At 29.1% G+C, this 16,413-nt stretch carries 36 protein-coding genes; 35 read left to right on the top strand and 1 reads right to left on the bottom strand.

All coding sequences use genetic code 11. The features are described from left to right. The first annotated feature begins 33 nt into the window (after positions 1 to 33). Positions 34 to 363, top strand: a complete 330-nt coding sequence (locus KGF46_RS14320) for a helix-turn-helix domain-containing protein (RefSeq protein ID WP_227850568.1) — start codon at positions 34 to 36, stop codon at positions 361 to 363. A gap of 101 nt (positions 364 to 464) precedes the next feature. Beyond that, a complete protein-coding gene (locus KGF46_RS14325) occupies positions 465 to 653 on the top strand; it encodes a hypothetical protein (RefSeq protein ID WP_227850567.1) in 189 nt (62 codons plus the stop codon). A gap of 140 nt (positions 654 to 793) precedes the next feature. On the opposite strand, the gene KGF46_RS14330 is transcribed toward KGF46_RS14325, so the two are convergent. Next, positions 794 to 964, bottom strand: coding sequence for a hypothetical protein (locus KGF46_RS14330; RefSeq protein WP_021362432.1), 171 nt, complete (start codon positions 962 to 964; stop codon positions 794 to 796). Between the two features lie 143 nt (positions 965 to 1,107). Here KGF46_RS14330 and KGF46_RS14335 point away from each other — a divergent pair, with 143 nt between their 5' ends. The 33 genes from KGF46_RS14335 to KGF46_RS14480 all read left to right on the top strand — a co-directional run bounded on the left by KGF46_RS14335 (position 1,108) and on the right by KGF46_RS14480 (position 16,411). Further along, a complete protein-coding gene (locus KGF46_RS14335) occupies positions 1,108 to 1,266 on the top strand; it encodes an Arc family DNA-binding protein (protein ID WP_227850566.1) in 159 nt (52 codons plus the stop codon). Next, positions 1,266 to 1,493: a hypothetical protein gene (locus tag KGF46_RS14340; RefSeq protein WP_227854850.1), complete on the top strand. Its 228-nt coding sequence runs from the start codon at positions 1,266 to 1,268 to the stop codon at positions 1,491 to 1,493. The genes KGF46_RS14335 and KGF46_RS14340 overlap by 1 nt, the downstream gene beginning before the upstream one ends. An 11-nt stretch (positions 1,494 to 1,504) precedes the next feature. Further along, positions 1,505 to 1,819: a hypothetical protein gene (locus KGF46_RS14345; RefSeq protein WP_227854851.1), complete on the top strand. Its 315-nt coding sequence runs from the start codon at positions 1,505 to 1,507 to the stop codon at positions 1,817 to 1,819. 81 nt (positions 1,820 to 1,900) lie between these two features. Beyond that, positions 1,901 to 2,182: a hypothetical protein gene (locus tag KGF46_RS14350; protein ID WP_227862097.1), complete on the top strand. Its 282-nt coding sequence runs from the start codon at positions 1,901 to 1,903 to the stop codon at positions 2,180 to 2,182. After that, entirely contained in the window at positions 2,163 to 2,786 is a 624-nt protein-coding gene (locus tag KGF46_RS14355; RefSeq protein WP_227862142.1) for an ERF family protein, read from the top strand. Before KGF46_RS14350 ends, KGF46_RS14355 begins: the two co-directional genes overlap by 20 nt. A gap of 14 nt (positions 2,787 to 2,800) precedes the next feature. Then, positions 2,801 to 3,703, top strand: coding sequence for a DnaD domain protein (locus tag KGF46_RS14360; protein WP_227862098.1), 903 nt, complete (start codon positions 2,801 to 2,803; stop codon positions 3,701 to 3,703). Positions 3,704 to 3,762: 59 nt separating this feature from the next. Then, positions 3,763 to 3,936: a hypothetical protein gene (locus KGF46_RS14365; protein WP_021369343.1), complete on the top strand. Its 174-nt coding sequence runs from the start codon at positions 3,763 to 3,765 to the stop codon at positions 3,934 to 3,936. 17 nt (positions 3,937 to 3,953) lie between these two features. Next, positions 3,954 to 4,361: a single-stranded DNA-binding protein gene (locus tag KGF46_RS14370; protein ID WP_077745233.1), complete on the top strand. Its 408-nt coding sequence runs from the start codon at positions 3,954 to 3,956 to the stop codon at positions 4,359 to 4,361. Between the two features lie 73 nt (positions 4,362 to 4,434). After that, the gene (locus tag KGF46_RS14375) at positions 4,435 to 4,692 is read left to right on the top strand and encodes a hypothetical protein (protein ID WP_227854855.1); all 258 of its coding nucleotides are present in this window, start codon (positions 4,435 to 4,437) and stop codon (positions 4,690 to 4,692) included. Positions 4,693 to 4,706: 14 nt separating this feature from the next. Continuing rightward, entirely contained in the window at positions 4,707 to 5,006 is a 300-nt protein-coding gene (locus tag KGF46_RS14380; protein WP_077745236.1) for an NUMOD1 domain-containing DNA-binding protein, read from the top strand. Between the two features lies 1 nt (position 5,007). Then, positions 5,008 to 5,586, top strand: coding sequence for a sigma-70 family RNA polymerase sigma factor (locus tag KGF46_RS14385; RefSeq protein WP_162274272.1), 579 nt, complete (start codon positions 5,008 to 5,010; stop codon positions 5,584 to 5,586). 103 nt (positions 5,587 to 5,689) lie between these two features. Next, positions 5,690 to 6,139 carry a hypothetical protein gene (locus KGF46_RS14390; protein WP_227838816.1) on the top strand — a complete coding sequence of 150 codons (450 nt, stop codon included), beginning with the start codon at positions 5,690 to 5,692 and terminating at the stop codon, positions 6,137 to 6,139. Next, positions 6,123 to 6,248 carry a hypothetical protein gene (locus tag KGF46_RS20100; protein ID WP_255626204.1) on the top strand — a complete coding sequence of 42 codons (126 nt, stop codon included), beginning with the start codon at positions 6,123 to 6,125 and terminating at the stop codon, positions 6,246 to 6,248. The genes KGF46_RS14390 and KGF46_RS20100 overlap by 17 nt, the downstream gene beginning before the upstream one ends. After that, positions 6,241 to 6,564: a hypothetical protein gene (locus KGF46_RS14395; RefSeq protein ID WP_227841834.1), complete on the top strand. Its 324-nt coding sequence runs from the start codon at positions 6,241 to 6,243 to the stop codon at positions 6,562 to 6,564. The genes KGF46_RS20100 and KGF46_RS14395 overlap by 8 nt, the downstream gene beginning before the upstream one ends. Further along, positions 6,564 to 6,752: a hypothetical protein gene (locus KGF46_RS14400; protein ID WP_227854856.1), complete on the top strand. Its 189-nt coding sequence runs from the start codon at positions 6,564 to 6,566 to the stop codon at positions 6,750 to 6,752. Before KGF46_RS14395 ends, KGF46_RS14400 begins: the two co-directional genes overlap by 1 nt. Continuing rightward, positions 6,745 to 6,909 carry a hypothetical protein gene (locus KGF46_RS14405; RefSeq protein WP_227854857.1) on the top strand — a complete coding sequence of 55 codons (165 nt, stop codon included), beginning with the start codon at positions 6,745 to 6,747 and terminating at the stop codon, positions 6,907 to 6,909. Before KGF46_RS14400 ends, KGF46_RS14405 begins: the two co-directional genes overlap by 8 nt. Beyond that, the gene (locus KGF46_RS14410; protein ID WP_227854858.1) at positions 6,909 to 7,262 is read left to right on the top strand and encodes a hypothetical protein; all 354 of its coding nucleotides are present in this window, start codon (positions 6,909 to 6,911) and stop codon (positions 7,260 to 7,262) included. The genes KGF46_RS14405 and KGF46_RS14410 overlap by 1 nt, the downstream gene beginning before the upstream one ends. A gap of 97 nt (positions 7,263 to 7,359) precedes the next feature. Beyond that, a complete protein-coding gene (locus KGF46_RS14415) occupies positions 7,360 to 7,599 on the top strand; it encodes a hypothetical protein (protein ID WP_227854859.1) in 240 nt (79 codons plus the stop codon). A 4-nt stretch (positions 7,600 to 7,603) separates the two neighbouring features. Next, positions 7,604 to 8,194, top strand: coding sequence for a phosphoadenosine phosphosulfate reductase family protein (locus tag KGF46_RS14420; RefSeq protein WP_227862099.1), 591 nt, complete (start codon positions 7,604 to 7,606; stop codon positions 8,192 to 8,194). 1 nt (position 8,195) lies between these two features. Beyond that, positions 8,196 to 8,330, top strand: coding sequence for a hypothetical protein (locus KGF46_RS20105; protein ID WP_255626205.1), 135 nt, complete (start codon positions 8,196 to 8,198; stop codon positions 8,328 to 8,330). Beyond that, entirely contained in the window at positions 8,327 to 8,500 is a 174-nt protein-coding gene (locus tag KGF46_RS14425) for a hypothetical protein (protein ID WP_227862100.1), read from the top strand. Before KGF46_RS20105 ends, KGF46_RS14425 begins: the two co-directional genes overlap by 4 nt. 17 nt (positions 8,501 to 8,517) lie before the next feature. Continuing rightward, positions 8,518 to 8,841: a DUF1827 family protein gene (locus KGF46_RS14430; protein ID WP_021370629.1), complete on the top strand. Its 324-nt coding sequence runs from the start codon at positions 8,518 to 8,520 to the stop codon at positions 8,839 to 8,841. A gap of 76 nt (positions 8,842 to 8,917) precedes the next feature. Continuing rightward, complete coding sequence (locus KGF46_RS14435) at positions 8,918 to 9,112, top strand: hypothetical protein (protein WP_227862101.1); 195 nt, start codon at positions 8,918 to 8,920, stop codon at positions 9,110 to 9,112. Between the two features lie 21 nt (positions 9,113 to 9,133). Beyond that, a complete protein-coding gene (locus tag KGF46_RS14440) occupies positions 9,134 to 9,349 on the top strand; it encodes a DUF3850 domain-containing protein (RefSeq protein WP_227862102.1) in 216 nt (71 codons plus the stop codon). Between the two features lie 27 nt (positions 9,350 to 9,376). Continuing rightward, on the top strand, positions 9,377 to 9,784 hold the full coding sequence (locus tag KGF46_RS14445; protein ID WP_227862103.1) for a RusA family crossover junction endodeoxyribonuclease: 408 nt from the start codon (positions 9,377 to 9,379) through the stop codon (positions 9,782 to 9,784). A gap of 313 nt (positions 9,785 to 10,097) precedes the next feature. Continuing rightward, positions 10,098 to 10,895: an ORF6C domain-containing protein gene (locus KGF46_RS14450; RefSeq protein WP_227862104.1), complete on the top strand. Its 798-nt coding sequence runs from the start codon at positions 10,098 to 10,100 to the stop codon at positions 10,893 to 10,895. A 199-nt stretch (positions 10,896 to 11,094) separates the two neighbouring features. After that, the gene (locus KGF46_RS14455; protein WP_077745249.1) at positions 11,095 to 11,601 is read left to right on the top strand and encodes a hypothetical protein; all 507 of its coding nucleotides are present in this window, start codon (positions 11,095 to 11,097) and stop codon (positions 11,599 to 11,601) included. 165 nt (positions 11,602 to 11,766) lie between these two features. Next, positions 11,767 to 12,912: an XRE family transcriptional regulator gene (locus KGF46_RS14460; protein ID WP_227862105.1), complete on the top strand. Its 1,146-nt coding sequence runs from the start codon at positions 11,767 to 11,769 to the stop codon at positions 12,910 to 12,912. A 68-nt stretch (positions 12,913 to 12,980) separates the two neighbouring features. Further along, the gene (locus KGF46_RS20110) at positions 12,981 to 13,112 is read left to right on the top strand and encodes a hypothetical protein (protein ID WP_074134543.1); all 132 of its coding nucleotides are present in this window, start codon (positions 12,981 to 12,983) and stop codon (positions 13,110 to 13,112) included. A 304-nt stretch (positions 13,113 to 13,416) separates the two neighbouring features. Further along, positions 13,417 to 13,614: a hypothetical protein gene (locus KGF46_RS14465; protein ID WP_227862106.1), complete on the top strand. Its 198-nt coding sequence runs from the start codon at positions 13,417 to 13,419 to the stop codon at positions 13,612 to 13,614. Between the two features lie 109 nt (positions 13,615 to 13,723). After that, positions 13,724 to 14,401 carry a Bro-N domain-containing protein gene (locus KGF46_RS14470; protein WP_227862107.1) on the top strand — a complete coding sequence of 226 codons (678 nt, stop codon included), beginning with the start codon at positions 13,724 to 13,726 and terminating at the stop codon, positions 14,399 to 14,401. 62 nt (positions 14,402 to 14,463) lie between these two features. Beyond that, positions 14,464 to 15,189, top strand: coding sequence for a phage terminase small subunit (terS, locus tag KGF46_RS14475; protein ID WP_227862108.1), 726 nt, complete (start codon positions 14,464 to 14,466; stop codon positions 15,187 to 15,189). After that, entirely contained in the window at positions 15,182 to 16,411 is a 1,230-nt protein-coding gene (locus KGF46_RS14480; protein WP_227862109.1) for a PBSX family phage terminase large subunit, read from the top strand. Before terS ends, KGF46_RS14480 begins: the two co-directional genes overlap by 8 nt. Positions 16,412 to 16,413 lie beyond the last annotated feature (2 nt).

Below are 16,413 nucleotides of genomic sequence, written 5' to 3' on the forward strand. Positions count from 1 at the left end.
AGAATATTCAAATTATATAAAGGAGGCTTGAAAATGAATGTAGCATTACAATTCATAGATACAAAAGACTTAGTGCAAGAGCTAATGCGAAGAGATGATACAACAGACATCATCAAGATGTTTTTAGATAGAGAAGGAATTAAAAGAATGGAGTTAATGACTATAGAAGAATTTTGTGATTACTTAAAAGTATCTGATGTAACAGCTAGAAATATGGCAAGAGAAACTATGAAAACAAAGGATTTTATTGTTTTTAAAATGGGAAGAAAATACATGATTGATAGAATATCATTCGAAGAATTTATTATGAAAAATGCAATGAAAGATAAAGATGTATTAAAAAAGAGAAAGGGGGTGATTTAGTTGAGTGTAAAGGTGCTAATAGCTTATGTACAGTTCTGTAAGCAATATAATAAGAAAGCAAGTTTTGACGGTCTTAGAAAATACAACGAGGGGATAACATCATGAAAATAATCTATAAAAACAAAGTTTATAAGGTAGAGAAAAACAAAGAGTTGTATAAGATTACATACTATGATGAGCAGAAAAGTAACAAGAAGTTTAATAGAGATAAGAAAGTTAAAAGAAGTGCATTAACAAGAGATATAGATTTAGTTAACTTGTATTTACCAGCATATTTAAAAATAAAATGAGTTTAATCTATAAGTAATTAAAGAGAAAGGTGATTAGATGCAAATAGAACAAACAACAATACGCCTGCCTAGAGAACTTAAAGACAAGCTTCTAAAACAGGCAAAAGTTAAAGGATATACATTAAAAGATATGATAGTTTTTATTCTAAAGGATTATCTTCAAAATATTTCTCAAGAATAAATTCAATTTCTCTACCTATAGAACGTTTATCTTTTTGTGCAAGTTGTTCAATTTTCTCAAAAAGAAGTTTATTAATCCTTAGTGTAAATCTCTTATCTTCTTCACGAGTATAAATATCTTTATTAGACATATTTTATCATTCCTTACATTAAATTTGACGTCTTTATGACACTTTAATAATAAAATAATATAAAAGAAAAGTCAACAAAAATGTTTGACGTCAAATATATGACGTGGTATTATTAAAACAAGAAGGGAGTTGACGTCAAATATATGACAAATGAAAGAGTTAGATTTACATTTAGATTACCAGCACCATTGCTTGAAAAAATGAAAGATAGAGCATCAATAGAAGGTAGTTCCATGAATTCGCTTATATTACACATACTTTGGGATTACATAAAAGAAATAGAAAATAAGGAGGTTGAATAATGGTTGGATTAGCAAAAAAATTTGATTTACAAACAATTAAAGTAGGGAATGCAGTAAAAGTAAATTGTAAAAGATTTAAGTTTGAAATTAACTGCATTGTAGTAGTAGCAACAGAAAATGAGTTAAATTTAGCATACTATGACAAAGAAAGAGGTTGCATGGAGTATCAAGCATTAACAACAGAAGATATTAAAGATAATGATTATGAAGTTGAAAATTTAAACTAGGAGGCTTTGTTATGGAAAGTTTAAAAAAAGTAAAAAAAATGGTGCAAAACCAATTAGATTTAGCTGAATTAGAGATAAGCAAAAATAATGAGCTTTATGAGGAACTTAGAAATAAGGATAGAGATTTAATAGATGATATGCACATGAGAGATTATCTAAGAGAAATAGTTGCATGGCAAAGAGTAAAGTATGCTGTTGAAAATATTCTAGGCGGTATAAATACAGAGATTGAAACAAAAGAACATAAGGAAAGCGAGGATTACAAGAGATTTGAATTGTTTTTAGAAGAGATTGAAAGAGATAGACCTATAGATGTTCAGATATAAGAAAAGAGCCTAGGTTGAGGCTCTAATCAAAAAACAAAAAATAAATTTAATAATTATATATTATAGCATAAGGGGGAAGAAATGAAAACAAGAAATGAGATAATTAAAGATTTAGAAGATAGATTATTTTTATTAAAGTTTACTAGATTTGAAGGAATTGAAGCAGAGCAAGCTTTAGGAAGTATTGCAGGATTAGAATATTGTATAAAAAGGCATAAAGAAAATTGGACAATAGAGCAGTTTAAAAAAGATTTAGAAGAACAAAAATCAGATGGATTATATGGAGATTATATAGATGGATGGGAAGGAGTTTTAAAAAGAAACATAAGAGACATGGAGCGTGATGGAATTGGAAGTAAATAATATCTATATTAAGTTAATGGATGTAAGAGTCAAATTCAGCAAGTTAAATCTAAAGAAAAGTGGAGAGAATAAGTTCGCTAACTTCAAGTATTTTGAATTAGCAGACTTCTTACCACAAGCAACAGACTTATTAGAAAAAGCTCAATTATGCCCTATAGTGACCTTTACAAATGACTACGCAACACTAACATTAATAAATGGAGAAAACCCCACAGAACAGATTGTATTCACTTCTCCAATGAGGGACTTGCAACTTAAAGGTTCTAATGAATTACAAGCACTAGGAGGGATAGAAACCTATCAGACTAGATATTTATACATTCAGTTACTTAACATAACTGAGAATGATAGTTTTGACGCAGTAAGTGGAAAAGAAACAGCTAAGAATAATTATAATAAGAATGCTCAAGAAAATAAAAGTACTAATAATAAAACTTTGACAGATAAACAATTAAGCAGAGTATATGCAATAGCTAATAGCGCAGGTGTTGGCAAAGATGAGTTAAAGGATAAAGTATTTAAACGATACGGAAAGGAAATAAGGGATTTAACTAAAGAAGAATATGACTCAATATGCAATGCTTATGAAAATAAGAAGCAATAAAGGTAGGTGATATTGTGGGAATTATAAGAGTGAGTAAGGATAAAGATAATCCATACGTAATACTTAATAAAACTTGTTTGGAAGATGAAAAGTTAAGTTGGCAAGCAAAAGGATTGCACACATACTTAATAAGTAAGCCTGACGATTGGAAGATTTATATAGCTGATTTAAAAAACAGGAGTAAAAATGGGAGAGATTCAACAGCTAACATTCTAAGAGAACTTATAAAGGCTGGATATATTACAAGAACAGCTTGTAGAAATAATGAAACTAATGAAATGCTAGGTGGGCATGATTATGAAGTTTATGAAATACCACTTGAGCACCCACAAGAATTAAAATCTCGAAAAACTGATTCTCCGGAAACCGGAAAACCCGATATACGGGAAATCCGATATACGGAAAACCCGTCACTACTAAATAATGAACTTAAACTAAGTAATGAATTTAAACTAAGTAATATTACTACTACTATTGATAAGCTTCCTAACTCACAACAGGATACTTACATAAAGATAAAAAAATACTATGAAACTTATATAGGTTTAATTACACCTAATAATTTCATAGAACTAACAAGTTATTTAGATGACGGAATGGAAGCTGAGGTTATCATAAGAGCTGTTGATGAAGCTGTAGGCAGTGGAGTTAAGAATTATAAGTATATCAAAACAATATTAAATAACTGGATAGAAGCAGGTGTAAAAACTAGTTTAGAACTTACAGAGTATCAAAATGAATTTGAGAGGAAGAAAAAGAGTAAACAGGAAAAGAAACAGTCTAGTAATAAGGTTGTTAATGCTCCTAGTAAAATTAAAAAAACTAACTTTCATAATTTTGATGAAACATTTACTAAGTATACAAGTGATGAGCTAGACGACATTATTAAGAAAAGTCAGAAGGAAAAATTTAAATAAAATTAAACTTCTAGGAAGTAAATACTATATTATCACTTCCTAGAAAGGGGAGGTATAAAATGGCAAGAATATATGCACAGAAATGTGGGAGTTTAGATATTCAAGATAGATTAGAATTATTGAAATTACTTGGTAAGGCTGGATATACAGTAAGAATAGGTAAGGAGAAACAAAATAGTAAGACAACTTATACTTATTTTGTTGAGTATACAGAAGAGCAGGAAGAAAAATAAAAAGGGGGGCTATTAAAATGAATACAATAACTTTAGTTGGGAGATTGGCTGCAGATGCTGAGCTGAAATATCTTCCAAACTCGGGTACACCTAAAATTTTATTTAGGGTAGCGGTAGATAGAAAATACAAAGATAGAGAAGGAAAAAAGAAAGTTGATTTTATACCTTGTGAACAGTTAGGAAAACATGTGGAAAATCTTGTACAGTATCTTACAAAAGGTAAACAGATATACGCTTTTGGAGAATTAAATATAGATAATTACAAAGATGAAAATGGTTGCTGGAAATCTATTACTAAGGTTAATGTAAATGCTTTAGAACTACTTTCTAGTAAAAATGATAATAATGCTAAACAAGAATATGTACCACCAGGATTAGACCCTCAAGGTTTTCAAGCAATAGATGATGACGATATACCTTTTTAATTAAGTTAAATAGTCTAGGGAGTAATTATACAATATTACTTCCTAGAGGTTAAAAAATATTGGAGGTCTAAAAGTGAAATATGAATGCGAGAAAGCTTTCTTGGAATGCGATAAGGGAAGTTTTGAGATAAATGATACAAGAACTGAAGAAGTAACGTTCGAGAGTGCAGAAATAGACAATCCGTTTGAGCGAGTAAAATATGAAGGGACTTTTGAAATAGTATCTGGATGGGAGTATCTACAAAGAGAAATGTTGTGGCTTAAGATATTGCATTTATCAGCAGGTGTAGCAAAATCAATGAGATATAAAATTTTAGGTATTTTAAAATAAGGGAGAGATTTAACATGGCTAAAGTTTGGATGGATGCAGGAGAAAACTTGAATAAAATATATGATTTAGAGGATATGTTTATAGATAATTTAGCTCAAAACATGCAAATTAGAATAGATGAAGTTGAAAATAAGTCAAAACGTAAAGGCATAAAACTTAAAAACATGAAAACTGGAGAAGTAAAAACATTTAAGAGTAGAAAAGAAGCTTCTGTGTATTTAAATACAGCTCAAAGTTATATAACTCTTTTGTTAAAAAATAATAAAATTTATAAAAAAATATGGAAGCTAGAGGATGTTAAGGGGGTAAATTAATTTGAATAGTAAAGAAGAAATAAATAGATTAGTTGAAGAAAATATAAATCTTGTACATTATTATATAAATAGAAATTTTAAAAGATTCTTATTGAAATATCCATATTTGAGAGAAGATTTATTTCAAGAAGGATGTATTGGGATTTTTGAAGCAGCTAAAGTTTATGATTCAGAAAAAGGGAAATTTACAACAATAGCATGTAAATGTATACATAATAGTTTGTATAAGTTTGCAAGTAGATATGCCAGAAAGCATTATAAAGAAAACATTGTTAGCTTAGAACAAACTATATATGAGAGCAGTGATAATAATGACATAACATTAAAAGATAACATTGCAATAAAAGACAAAAACATAGGATTTGATTTAAATTACTATTTAAAAAAAGCTGAAACATCTAATATTAAAGATTTAAAATTTATAATCAGTATGTATATAGCAGGATATTCACAATTGGAATTAGGAAGTATACTTGGTATTTCCCAAGTTCAAGTGAGTAGAAGAATACAACAATATAGAAATATTCTTACTAAAGAAGGGGTCGTAAATGGTATTAGCAAATGTGGAGCAAGTAATTAAATTAGCTGAAAAGATATTAAATAAGAAAAAAGTGTTCTGTAAATAAAGCTATTGATATAGCTATAAAAATATTGAGTAGGTATGAATATGAGGGGATGATTAAATGAGTCTAATTAAATACAGAGGTTATGATTTTGAAAATGAGAAATGGATTTATTCAAATACTATAAAGTGGAGTGATGCAGTAGATTGTTTATTTATGCTAAAAGAGAATTGTGAATGGCAAAGAGTATCTAATGTTGGGGTATGCTCTGGAGAATGGGCTAGAAACAATCAAGAAATTTGTGAAGGGGATATATTGAAAGGATATGATAATTTCCATGACACAAGCCAATATGGAGTTGTAAAAAGGGATGTTGACAGTATTAAAATATACTTGGAATGGCATTATTTAAAGAAGTTTGAAGGAGAATGGATAGAGATTATAGATAAAACAGAAATATATCATAGTAGAGATTACAAAGTAGTTGGTAATGAATATGAGAATTTAGAGGAAATTAGAAAAGAGTTCTTAGAACGTAAGGAGAGTCTTGAGAATGAATGTCTTAGCTAGTGCGATATTAGTAATAGGAAGTTTTATAGCTGGTAGAGTTTATGAGTATAGATTGAACCTAAAAGAGTGTGAAAATTGCGATAATATGGGGGGATTTAAAAATGAGTAAAGTTATACAATGTGATTTTTGTAAGCAAATATTTGAAAAATATAATGGAGAATGTATTGAGCTATATAAAAAGGATTGTAGCAAAGGAGTACTTGGGATGGATAAACACATATGCCCAACTTGTTATGAAAAATTCATTAAAGGGAAAATAGAGAAAGTAGAAAATGCTAAAAGATTTAAGGATAAATTAATAGACTTTTTGTTTGAACATGAGATTTGTGACTGTTGTGCTTGTGATTGTATGTTTGTTTCTGATGACGAAAAAAAATGCAGGGCAGGAATTAGAGAATGGGTTGAAAATGAGGTGGAAGAGTAATGAACGAACTCATACAGTGCGATTTTTGTAAGAAGACAATTAATGTTGAGAAACAAAAATATTTTATTAATAAAGAGCAGGGTAATACAAGCTTACTTAGATATATAGACATACGCGTTTGTGAGGATTGTTGGAATCTTGGAATAAAAAACTATTGTAAAAATAAAGAAGGTGCTAAGAATGACTAATTTTGAAATGATAAAAAGTTTGGATGAGGACGGAATGGCTGATTTTCTTGGAAGTACTGATTGTATTTGCGAGTATTGTGTTTATGAAATTGAACATTGTGGCTATAAATGTTTTGATGGATGCAAAAAGTGGCTTGATATGGAGGTTGAAGAATAATGTGTGAAGAAGAATATGAACAATTAAAGTGCGAAAGAGAGGATATAATAAAAAAACTTGAGGAGTATAAACAATTAAAGCGTACAGAAGAAAATATAACGAAAAAAATTGAGAAATATGAAGAATTGAAACATAAAAAAGAGCATGCATTTAAGCAAAGTCAATTTCTTTATGCAGGAACACATGGAGATGGAGTAATAAAAATAGTTTTTTCTAATTTTACAGAAGGATATACAAATTTTAGCATACATGAAGAAGCGACAGAAGAAGAGTTCGAATTAGCAAGAAGAGCATTGCATGAAGTTCTTTGCAAACTTACAAGTAAATACATGAAAGATATGCAAAATATCTAATTAAAACAGTTTAGAGAGTTGCAAAATGTCTTTTAGTATGAATTATTGTTGAAGTGTTTTGTGACTCTTGAAAATGAAAATAAGGGGTGGAATTAAATTGCAGAAATATAAAATTAAATTTGAAGAAAAAGTAATTTTAGAACATGAAGTTATAGTTGAAATTCCAAACGAAATAAATATAAAAGATATTTGCTATTGTATAGAACATAAATGCCAAAGAATATATGATATAGCAGATTATATAAGAGAATTTAATGGGAGACAAATAGATTTTACAGAAGATACTTGTGGAGAGACTGAAATGGTGGTTGAATCATTTAGAAAATGCAAGGAGTGATTTTATGAAGCATATTGCAAGTTTTAGTGGAGGAAAAGATTCTGCTGCAATGCTCCTTCTAATATTAGAAAAAAAGCTTCCATTAGATGAGATTGTTTTTATAGACACAGGGTTAGAATTTAAAGAAATTTATGACATAATAGATGATTTTGAGAAAAGAATAAACTTTAAAATAACAAGAATTAAAGCAGAAAAAACCTTTGAAGAATACTTTTATACAGTAAATGAAAAAGGCAAGCGTAAGGGGCAGATATGGGGTTTTCCATACACTCTAGGGGCATGGTGTAATAGTAGATTAAAGATTGCTCCTGCTAATAAATATTTTAATAAATTAGGAGAGCATAAGAGGTACATTGGGATTGCTTATGATGAACCTAATAGATATAAAAGACTAGAAAAAAACTTTATAGCACCACTTTACAATGAGAAAATGACTGAAAAAGATTGCTTAAAGTATTTAGAAGAAAAAGGTTTTTACTATGAGATTCATCATAGATTTAAGCGAACTGGTTGCTACTTATGTCCTAAACAAAACTTACAAAGCCTTAGAACGCTAAGAAGATATTATCCAGATTTGTGGGGGGGGGATGCTTAAATTGGATAAGGATAGTCCAGTACCTTTTAAAGCTGATGGAACTACAGTACATGACTTAGAAAAGCGATTTAGAAATGAAGATATAGAAAATGAAAGACAGATAAGTTTCTTTCAAACAGAGAAGGTGAGCATATGACTAATAAAGATATGTGCAAGTCAAAGAATCTTGATGAAAGAGAAGTGTATAAGGAATTTGGGAAAGAGATTTGTGCTAGTTGTATAAATGATAAAGGAGATTGTGAAAGTAAAGATTGTGATACAGCACATAAAATATGGTTGAAGAAGGAAGCAGAAAATTATTTATAAAATTTGGAGGGAATAAAATGTTATTAGTTGAGAATAAAAATGATAGGTCTATTCTTGCAAAAGAATCACTTGAAAAATTAGGGGCTAAAAATGTAAAAATATACAACATGGATACTGGGAGTAATGTTATATATTCAGTAGAAAATGGCAAAGAACATTTAACTATATCAAATGAAAAAAGATTTCCTAATTGGAATGAAATTAAGTATGTTAGATACAAACTCATGAAACCAAATAAGACCATAGTACAAATACTACCACCAAAAGAAGAATATATAAATTTGCATGAAAATTGCTTTCATCTTTGGGAGATAGAAGATAATGCAGTTCCGACTAAGTAATTTATAAAAATAAAGTCAAAGTAAGTTTATGAATGAAACTAGAATGTTATAGACTTACTTTGACTTATAAAAAGGAGTGGTCAATATAGTTATTACAGAATTTAAAGTGACTTGGCAGACAACAAGAGCGTGGGAAAAAGGGAACGTATACAGCTCTATATTTACTGATTTAGAAGAAGCAAGAGCTTTTAAAAAAGATGAGGAAAATATAAAAGAAAATTATAATGTGAAGCTTTTAAGTAGAGCTATAGTCGAAATCGAAATAGATTAACTTTTAAAAGGGTGTGAGCTTATGATACATGAATTGCAAATATCTTCTAATACTTTTAAGGATGTAATTAAGAATAAAAAACAAATTGAAGTAGAGCATACATCAGATTTCAAAGCAGGAGATACAGTTATATTTCAAGCTTTTAGGGATGGAAAATTTACAGGAATTGAGGTAAATAAGGAAATTGAGTATTTTATTAAATTGGGAAATGGTTATGTGCAATTAGGAATAAAATAAAAAATAAATAAAAAATAAGGAGAAATAATGAAAGTTTTTCTTGTAATAGATGGAGAACCGGTTGGTAAAGAAAGACCTAGAATGAACTCTATAACTAAAAGGACCTATACACCTAATAAGACTAGAGATTATGAGGAGTTAATAAAATGGCTATATCAATCAAAAGTTAAACATTACTTTGAAGGTTATATAAAAATGACTTTAAGATGTTACTATTCTATAGCTAAAAGTAACAGTAAAAAGGTTAAGGAGCAGAAAAGAAATAATGTGTTAAGACCTAGCAAGAAACCCGATATTGATAATGTAGTCAAGGTTATAGCTGACTCACTCAATGAGATAGCTTATAAGGATGATACACAGATTGTTGAGGTTGTAGCTAGTAAATATTATAGTGATAAGCCAAGGGTTGAGGTTATATTAGAGGATATTATATAAAAAGAATCTAAATAAAAGTCACAAGAAAATTATTAATATATTCTATAAAAAATGATATTAAGATAATTAAACAGACCCATATAAATATATGTTTTTTGAGTGGATATGTCTTATTGAGTTTTTGGGCAGCAAATGCCAGTAAAAAATAAATACAAAGCTTTATTAAGAAAACTATTAAATTCCCCATAAATTCCTCCTAAGGTTAGATGATATAAGGTTAGGATACTATGAGATATTAATAATAACAATAGATTTTTCAGAACTGTAAATAAATTGAAATGAATTATTCAAAAAAGAAAAGGAGAGATAGATTATGAATGAAAATATAAATAAAGAAATAACAGTACTTGGAACTTTAGAAGTTGAGGGAATGAAGTTTCATGATATAGAGGGTGGATTTGGAGAACATAAGAAAGCAATGCTAGTAAAGGATATAGCTGAGATACATAAAAGAGAATTATTCAAAATTAATGAGCTGATTAACAATAATATAAAGAGATTTAAAACAAATATAGACATTATAGATTTAAAGGCTAATCCTTCAAAAGGATTAGGTTATGAAGATGTTGGATATAGTAAACAATCTTTTAATCAGTCAAGAAATATTTACTTGTTATCTGAAAGAGGTTATTCAAAACTACTTAAAATATTGGAGGATGATATAGCTTGGGAACAATACGAAAAAATAGTTGATGGATATTTCTCTATGAGAAAGGAATTAAATAATCCTCTTTTAAGTGCATCAAAAGAGTTACAAGCTATATTTATGCTAGATAAGAAACAAGAAGTCTTAGAAACTAAAATAGAGAGTGTTAATGAGAAATTAGAGAATTTTATGGATGATGCACCACTATTTAATATTGAGTGTGAGAGTATTGTAAAAGAAGTTAAGAGAGTTGCAACAAAATCGCTAGGAGGTCATGGAAGTAAGGCTTATAAAAATAAATCTTTAAGAGGTAAAGTATACAGTGATATATACCATCAGATTAAGCGAGAATTTGGAGTGGAAAGTTATAAGGCTATAAAGCGTTGTCAATTAGATAAAGTATTAGAGATTGTAAACAATTATAAGTTACCTATAGTGTTTGAGGATGAAATAAGTAGTGTTTGAGGATGAAATAAGACTTTTAAATAGTCAATTATCAATAGTGAGTTAAGACAGGAATAGACTTTTCCATTTTAAAGGGGAAAACCTTCAATAGGTAAATTGAAAGAAAAAAGGAGTGCTTTCACACTCCACTTGTCAAAAATATAAAGCTTTTATATACAAATATTATTATAACATAAATAATTGATAGGAGTGTGTGAGTATGTCTAAAACTAAAAAAGAGTTTTTTAATGCAACTAAGAAACAACTTTCTAATTATAAACAATTAAGTGCAAATATAATAAAATTGAAAAATGAAATACAAATGTTGAAAAATAATTCAGTTGGAGATTTAATGAAAGGGATAAGTTATGATAGTGTCAAAACAGGTAAAACAAACAAAACTAGCAATATGATTGAAGATGCTATTGTTAATGTATCAGACTTAATAACAGAAAAAGAAATAGAGTTATATGAAGCGGAAATAATTAAATCTACAATAGATTTAGCTATAAGGAATTTAAAACCTATACACAAGCAAATTATAACTTATAAATATATTGAGGGCTTAGAATGGAGTTTAATAGTTGATAAGGTGTATTTAGAAGAAAGACAGCTAAGAGAGAGAGCTAATCAAGCTATAAATTCAATATCAATAGCATTGTTTGGGAAGAAAGCGTTAATAGAACAAGAACCTCTTTTTGAATTGTTAGATTACAAACTAAGTTAAGTTATTGATTCTAATTGCCGAAAATGTGCCGTTTTTTTAATTTTAGACATGAGATAATAGTATTGTGGAAATGAAAAATTTCCCTCTCAAAATTAAATAGTTGGCTAGGGCTGGGATTATCTTTACTCTAGCCAACATATAAAAGTTTTGAATGGAGTATTAAATATGAATAATTTTAATGGTGAACGTTTAAAGAAAGCTCGTATATATAGAGGAATGACAGTAGCTGAATTAGCTGAGAGAATTGACTGTCAAAGACAGACTGTTTCGATGTATGAGAATAATAAATCGAAACCAAATGATAATAATGTAGTGAAACGAATAGCAAAAGAGTTATATTTTCCAGTTAAATTTTTTTTAGAAAAAGAAAATGATATTATAAAAGGTTCGTCTTACTTTAGAGCATTATTAACTACAAATAAAAAATATAGAAAAAAGCAAATTCAGAGAATGGAATTTCTAGCTCAAATATATTTTTTCTTGCAGGATTATATTGAATTTCCAACATTGAATTTACCAGATTGTTCTGGAAAAACACCCGAAGAAGCTGCTTTACTTTTAAGAGAAGCTTGGGGATTAGGGTTAAAGCCTATTGATAATATCATTTATGAAGTAGAACAGCATGGAATAATTGTGACAGGATTTCCTACATCAATAGATTATATAGATACATTTAGTCAGATGATAGATATTGAAGGAAAAACTATGTATTTGATTGGGTACTCCAACAATAACACTTCTACTTCTAGACTACATTTTGATATAGCTCATGAATTAGGTCATATATGCCTGCATGAGTGGAGTGAGGATATAGAAGCTTTAGAAAACCAAGAGTTTAAAGATAGAGAATCAGAAGCTAATAGATTTGCATCTACATTCTTATTACCAGAAGAGACTTTTAAAATTGATGCTAAGAGAACTCCTTTACGTATTCCAAATTATACAGAATTGAAACGTAAATGGAAAGTTTCTATACAAGCAATGATTCGTCGTTCATATTCTTTAGGAATTATCAGTATGGATGAATATCAGTCTATGATTCGTACTTTACAACGTAGGGGACTAAGAAAATCAGAACCATTAGATGATGAGTTATTAACTTCTCTACCAGCATTGTTAAAAACAGCAGTTTTGATGTTATTAAATGAGAAAGTATTTACTCCAAAAGAGTTTATGGATGAACTTTCATTTTCATATAATTTTAGTCTAGAGCCAGAAGAAGTAGAATATTTATTAAATTTACCTAAAAATACTCTAACTTCTGCTAAAGTTATACCATTTCCTGATTTACAACTTAAAAAAGGCATTTAACTTATATTTTAAATAGAGCGAGGACTTATGACCTCGCTTAAATTATATAGAATAGGGGGAAATATGAAATGGGAATATTAGAAGGTGCAACTAAAATAAGAGAGATAGCCAAAAGGATTGCTATAGAAAAAGGAATAACAGAGCAAGAGGCATGGAATGATGCTATTAAAGAGTACAAGGAAAAATATGAATTTAATTAAGACCAATGTATGGTCTTTTTTTTATTACTATGAACAGACTAGGCAGGGCGTGAGGACGCTGTTAGTTCAATTCTAACTATGTTCAAAAGGTATTAATACACTATATGTAGATATGCTGGATTAAAACGGAATTTAATTCAAATGTCTAAAAGGGTGGGGCTTGGTAACCTCACTCACCATGCAAGTAGTGGTTTAACTAGGTTCGATTCCTAGAACTTGCGACATAATATATGTACCTCCCTATTATAAAAGACTAAGCAAGGGCAAGCTTAGTCTTTTATTTTTAAAAAAGGAGAATAAAAATATGGATGATTTAAGAGAAAAGATAATAAAAGAACTAAATGAATTTAATATAGATGCAGATAATGAATTTTTAAGTTATGGAGTTGAATATGTTGAGAGTTTTATAGGGAAAAGTGCTATTAGTGAAGAGTTATTGATAAGAGGAGTAGTGCTTGCAGCAAATTATATAGCAAATATGGAAAGTAAAGGCTTAGATTAATTTCTATGTCTTTTTTTATACACTTTTTAATCCCTCATATTGAGGGGTCGAAAATAAGAATATTCAAACTGAATATTCTCTATTAATAACTAATTTAGGAGGTAGTAGTATGTTGAAAGTTTTGCAAGAGAAAAATATAAGGATGATATGGTCAAAGGATGGTAGTGAGGTTTGGTTTAATGCAAATGATGTAGGAGAAGAATTAGGCATAGTAAATATTCGTGATACGTTAAGAAATATAGATAGAGAATATAAAAAGAAATTTAATGAGTCTACTGTCGGAGATTCCGACACTAGAAATTTTAAAAGTAAATTGCCAAACTTTGGTACTATATTCATTACAGAAGAAGCAGTATATAATATGTCATTTAGAAGTAATAAACCAGAGGCAAAACTATTTACAAAGTGGGTTTCTAAAGTACTTAAACAAATTAGAATACATGGTTATTACATTGCTACAGAAAAGGATCAAGAATGGATAAGCATAAGAACAGAAGGTAAAAAAGTAAGAAAAGATTTTACAGATGAAATACAAGAGTTTGTTTATTATGCTACTAGTCAAGGAAGTAATAAACCTCAGATGTATTATAAACATTTTACTGAACTTGTAAGAAAAAAATTAGGTATACCAAAAGGTGTGAAAAGAGATGAGTTAAATCAAAGTGAACTGTTTGACATACAAGCACTTGAAAGAATTATATCTATGAAGTTACCTAAGCTAATAGATAAAGATATGAATTATAAAGAGGTATATAAAAAGATTAAGGAATTAATAGAAATGATTTAAGGGACTGTCTTGATGGAGGGTCTTTTTTTACTCCCAAAACAAACAAATAAAGAGGTGGTGATGTGCAAGATGTCAAAGAAAAGGTAAAAAAGGATTACCTAAAAGGTATGAAACAAAAGGAAATATCATCAAAGTATGACATTAGCTTAAACACTTTAAAGTCATGGATAAAAAGATACAACTGGTCAAAGGAAAAGAAAAAGGGTGCACCCATAAATAAAAGAGGTGCACCCTTTTCTAATAAAAATTCAGTTGGTCATGGTGCTCCAAAAGAGAATAAGAACGCTGAAAAGTTTGGTTTCTTCTCAAAATACCTACCCGAAGAAACTCAAGAGTTAATACAAGAAATATCCATAAAAGATAAATTTGATATTCTTTGGGAACAGATAACAATCCAATATGCAGCAATAATAAGAGCACAAAAGATAATGTATGTTAAAGATAAGGAAGAAATGATTAAGGAAGTTAAAAAGTCTAAGGTTAAAACTAGTGATAGAAAAACAGAAAAGACATCTACTAATTCACAGGAACAAGAGTATGAATGGGAATTTCAATTTGCATGGGATAGGCAAGCATCTTTTCTTAATGCACAGAGTAGGGCTATGAGTGAGTTAAGGAGTTTGATTAAGCAGTATGATGAAATGATTCATAAGGATTGGAATTTGGCTACAGAAGAACAAAGAGCAAGAGTAGAAGTATTAAAATCAAAGATAAATAATCAAGAAAGTAAAGAAGATAAACTTGATAGATATTTTGATAAACTCGAAAGTGTGATAAAAAATGATTGATGAATTATATCATAGTAAACAACTTGAAGTTCTTAACTTTGCTTTGAATAATGACTACTTCATGCTAATTAATTATGGTGCTAAAAGGACTGGCAAAACAATAATTGACAATGATTTATTCTTACTTGAACTTAGAAGGGTTAGAAAGATAGCTAATGAGCTAGATATTAAGCTTCCTCAATATATCTTGGCAGGTGCAGATTTAGGAGCATTACAAAGAAATGTACTAAATGAGCTTACAAATAAGTATGATATTGAATTTAAGTTTGATAAACATAATAGATTTATATTATTTGGAGTTCAAGTATGTTGTTTTGGACACTCAAAAACAAATGATTTAGGCAGAATAAGAGGTATGACTTCGTTTGGAGCATACATAAATGAAGGTACAGTTGCAAATGAAGAAGTATTTAATGAAATAAAATCAAGATGTAGTGGAGAAGGTGCTAGAATACTTGTAGATACTAACCCAGACCAACCAGAGCATTGGTTAAAAACTAACTTTGTAGATAAAACAGATGGTAAAGTTATTCAATCTTTTCATTATAAACTAGATGATAATATATTTCTAAGTGAAAGATACAGAGAAAATATTAAGAAGTCTACTCCAAGTGGCGTTTTTTATGACAGAGATATAAATGGATTATGGGTGTCAGCAGATGGATTAGTTTATCAAGATTTTAATAAGGATATTCATTATATTTCTAAGGATAAATTAAATGATATTAACTTTGTAAGATATTTTGCAGGCGTTGACTGGGGTTATGAACACTTTGGAGCTATTGTTGTAATTGGTGAGGATGATAGAGGTAATTTATATCTATTAGAAGAACATTCAGCTCAACACAAAGAAATTGATTACTGGATAAATAAAGCTAATAGTATAAAAAAGAAATATGGAAATATAAAGTTTTATTGTGATAGTGCTAGACCCGAACATTTGGCAGCATTTAAAAGAAATAGTATAAAAGCTTTTAATGCTGATAAAGCTGTATTATCTGGCGTTGAAGCTGTAGCTAAAAGAATTAAAACTAATACTTTATTTGTAGTTTATGACAATGTTAATTTATTTAGAAAAGAAATTTTTATGTACGCTTGGAATAAAAACACAGGAGAACCCATTAAAAAGTGGGATGATGTATTAGATGCACTTAGATATGCTATCTATACAGATTCTTTAGGTACAGGAATTAAAGTACTTACACCAAAAGGGAGAAGGTGATA

This window comes from Clostridioides sp. ZZV14-6153 (genome assembly GCF_020657855.1).
Lineage (GTDB): Bacteria > Bacillota > Clostridia > Peptostreptococcales > Peptostreptococcaceae > Clostridioides.

Coding starts and splice junctions, on each gene's coding strand:
- KGF46_RS14320 (WP_227850568.1), top strand. CDS start 34: ATGAATGTAGCATTACAATTCATAGATACAAAAGACTTAGTGCAAGAG.
- KGF46_RS14325 (WP_227850567.1), top strand. CDS start 465: ATGAAAATAATCTATAAAAACAAAGTTTATAAGGTAGAGAAAAACAAA.
- KGF46_RS14330 (WP_021362432.1), bottom strand. CDS start 964: ATGTCTAATAAAGATATTTATACTCGTGAAGAAGATAAGAGATTTACA.
- KGF46_RS14335 (WP_227850566.1), top strand. CDS start 1,108: ATGACAAATGAAAGAGTTAGATTTACATTTAGATTACCAGCACCATTG.
- KGF46_RS14340 (WP_227854850.1), top strand. CDS start 1,266: ATGGTTGGATTAGCAAAAAAATTTGATTTACAAACAATTAAAGTAGGG.
- KGF46_RS14345 (WP_227854851.1), top strand. CDS start 1,505: ATGGAAAGTTTAAAAAAAGTAAAAAAAATGGTGCAAAACCAATTAGAT.
- KGF46_RS14350 (WP_227862097.1), top strand. CDS start 1,901: ATGAAAACAAGAAATGAGATAATTAAAGATTTAGAAGATAGATTATTT.
- KGF46_RS14355 (WP_227862142.1), top strand. CDS start 2,163: ATGGAATTGGAAGTAAATAATATCTATATTAAGTTAATGGATGTAAGA.
- KGF46_RS14365 (WP_021369343.1), top strand. CDS start 3,763: ATGGCAAGAATATATGCACAGAAATGTGGGAGTTTAGATATTCAAGAT.
- KGF46_RS14370 (WP_077745233.1), top strand. CDS start 3,954: ATGAATACAATAACTTTAGTTGGGAGATTGGCTGCAGATGCTGAGCTG.
- KGF46_RS14380 (WP_077745236.1), top strand. CDS start 4,707: ATGGCTAAAGTTTGGATGGATGCAGGAGAAAACTTGAATAAAATATAT.
- KGF46_RS14390 (WP_227838816.1), top strand. CDS start 5,690: ATGAGTCTAATTAAATACAGAGGTTATGATTTTGAAAATGAGAAATGG.
- KGF46_RS20100 (WP_255626204.1), top strand. CDS start 6,123: ATGAATGTCTTAGCTAGTGCGATATTAGTAATAGGAAGTTTTATAGCT.
- KGF46_RS14395 (WP_227841834.1), top strand. CDS start 6,241: ATGAGTAAAGTTATACAATGTGATTTTTGTAAGCAAATATTTGAAAAA.
- KGF46_RS14400 (WP_227854856.1), top strand. CDS start 6,564: ATGAACGAACTCATACAGTGCGATTTTTGTAAGAAGACAATTAATGTT.
- KGF46_RS14405 (WP_227854857.1), top strand. CDS start 6,745: ATGACTAATTTTGAAATGATAAAAAGTTTGGATGAGGACGGAATGGCT.
- KGF46_RS14410 (WP_227854858.1), top strand. CDS start 6,909: ATGTGTGAAGAAGAATATGAACAATTAAAGTGCGAAAGAGAGGATATA.
- KGF46_RS14420 (WP_227862099.1), top strand. CDS start 7,604: ATGAAGCATATTGCAAGTTTTAGTGGAGGAAAAGATTCTGCTGCAATG.
- KGF46_RS14425 (WP_227862100.1), top strand. CDS start 8,327: ATGACTAATAAAGATATGTGCAAGTCAAAGAATCTTGATGAAAGAGAA.
- KGF46_RS14430 (WP_021370629.1), top strand. CDS start 8,518: ATGTTATTAGTTGAGAATAAAAATGATAGGTCTATTCTTGCAAAAGAA.
- KGF46_RS14440 (WP_227862102.1), top strand. CDS start 9,134: ATGATACATGAATTGCAAATATCTTCTAATACTTTTAAGGATGTAATT.
- KGF46_RS14445 (WP_227862103.1), top strand. CDS start 9,377: ATGAAAGTTTTTCTTGTAATAGATGGAGAACCGGTTGGTAAAGAAAGA.
- KGF46_RS14450 (WP_227862104.1), top strand. CDS start 10,098: ATGAATGAAAATATAAATAAAGAAATAACAGTACTTGGAACTTTAGAA.
- KGF46_RS14455 (WP_077745249.1), top strand. CDS start 11,095: ATGTCTAAAACTAAAAAAGAGTTTTTTAATGCAACTAAGAAACAACTT.
- KGF46_RS14460 (WP_227862105.1), top strand. CDS start 11,767: ATGAATAATTTTAATGGTGAACGTTTAAAGAAAGCTCGTATATATAGA.
- KGF46_RS20110 (WP_074134543.1), top strand. CDS start 12,981: ATGGGAATATTAGAAGGTGCAACTAAAATAAGAGAGATAGCCAAAAGG.
- KGF46_RS14465 (WP_227862106.1), top strand. CDS start 13,417: ATGGATGATTTAAGAGAAAAGATAATAAAAGAACTAAATGAATTTAAT.
- KGF46_RS14470 (WP_227862107.1), top strand. CDS start 13,724: ATGTTGAAAGTTTTGCAAGAGAAAAATATAAGGATGATATGGTCAAAG.
- KGF46_RS14480 (WP_227862109.1), top strand. CDS start 15,182: ATGATTGATGAATTATATCATAGTAAACAACTTGAAGTTCTTAACTTT.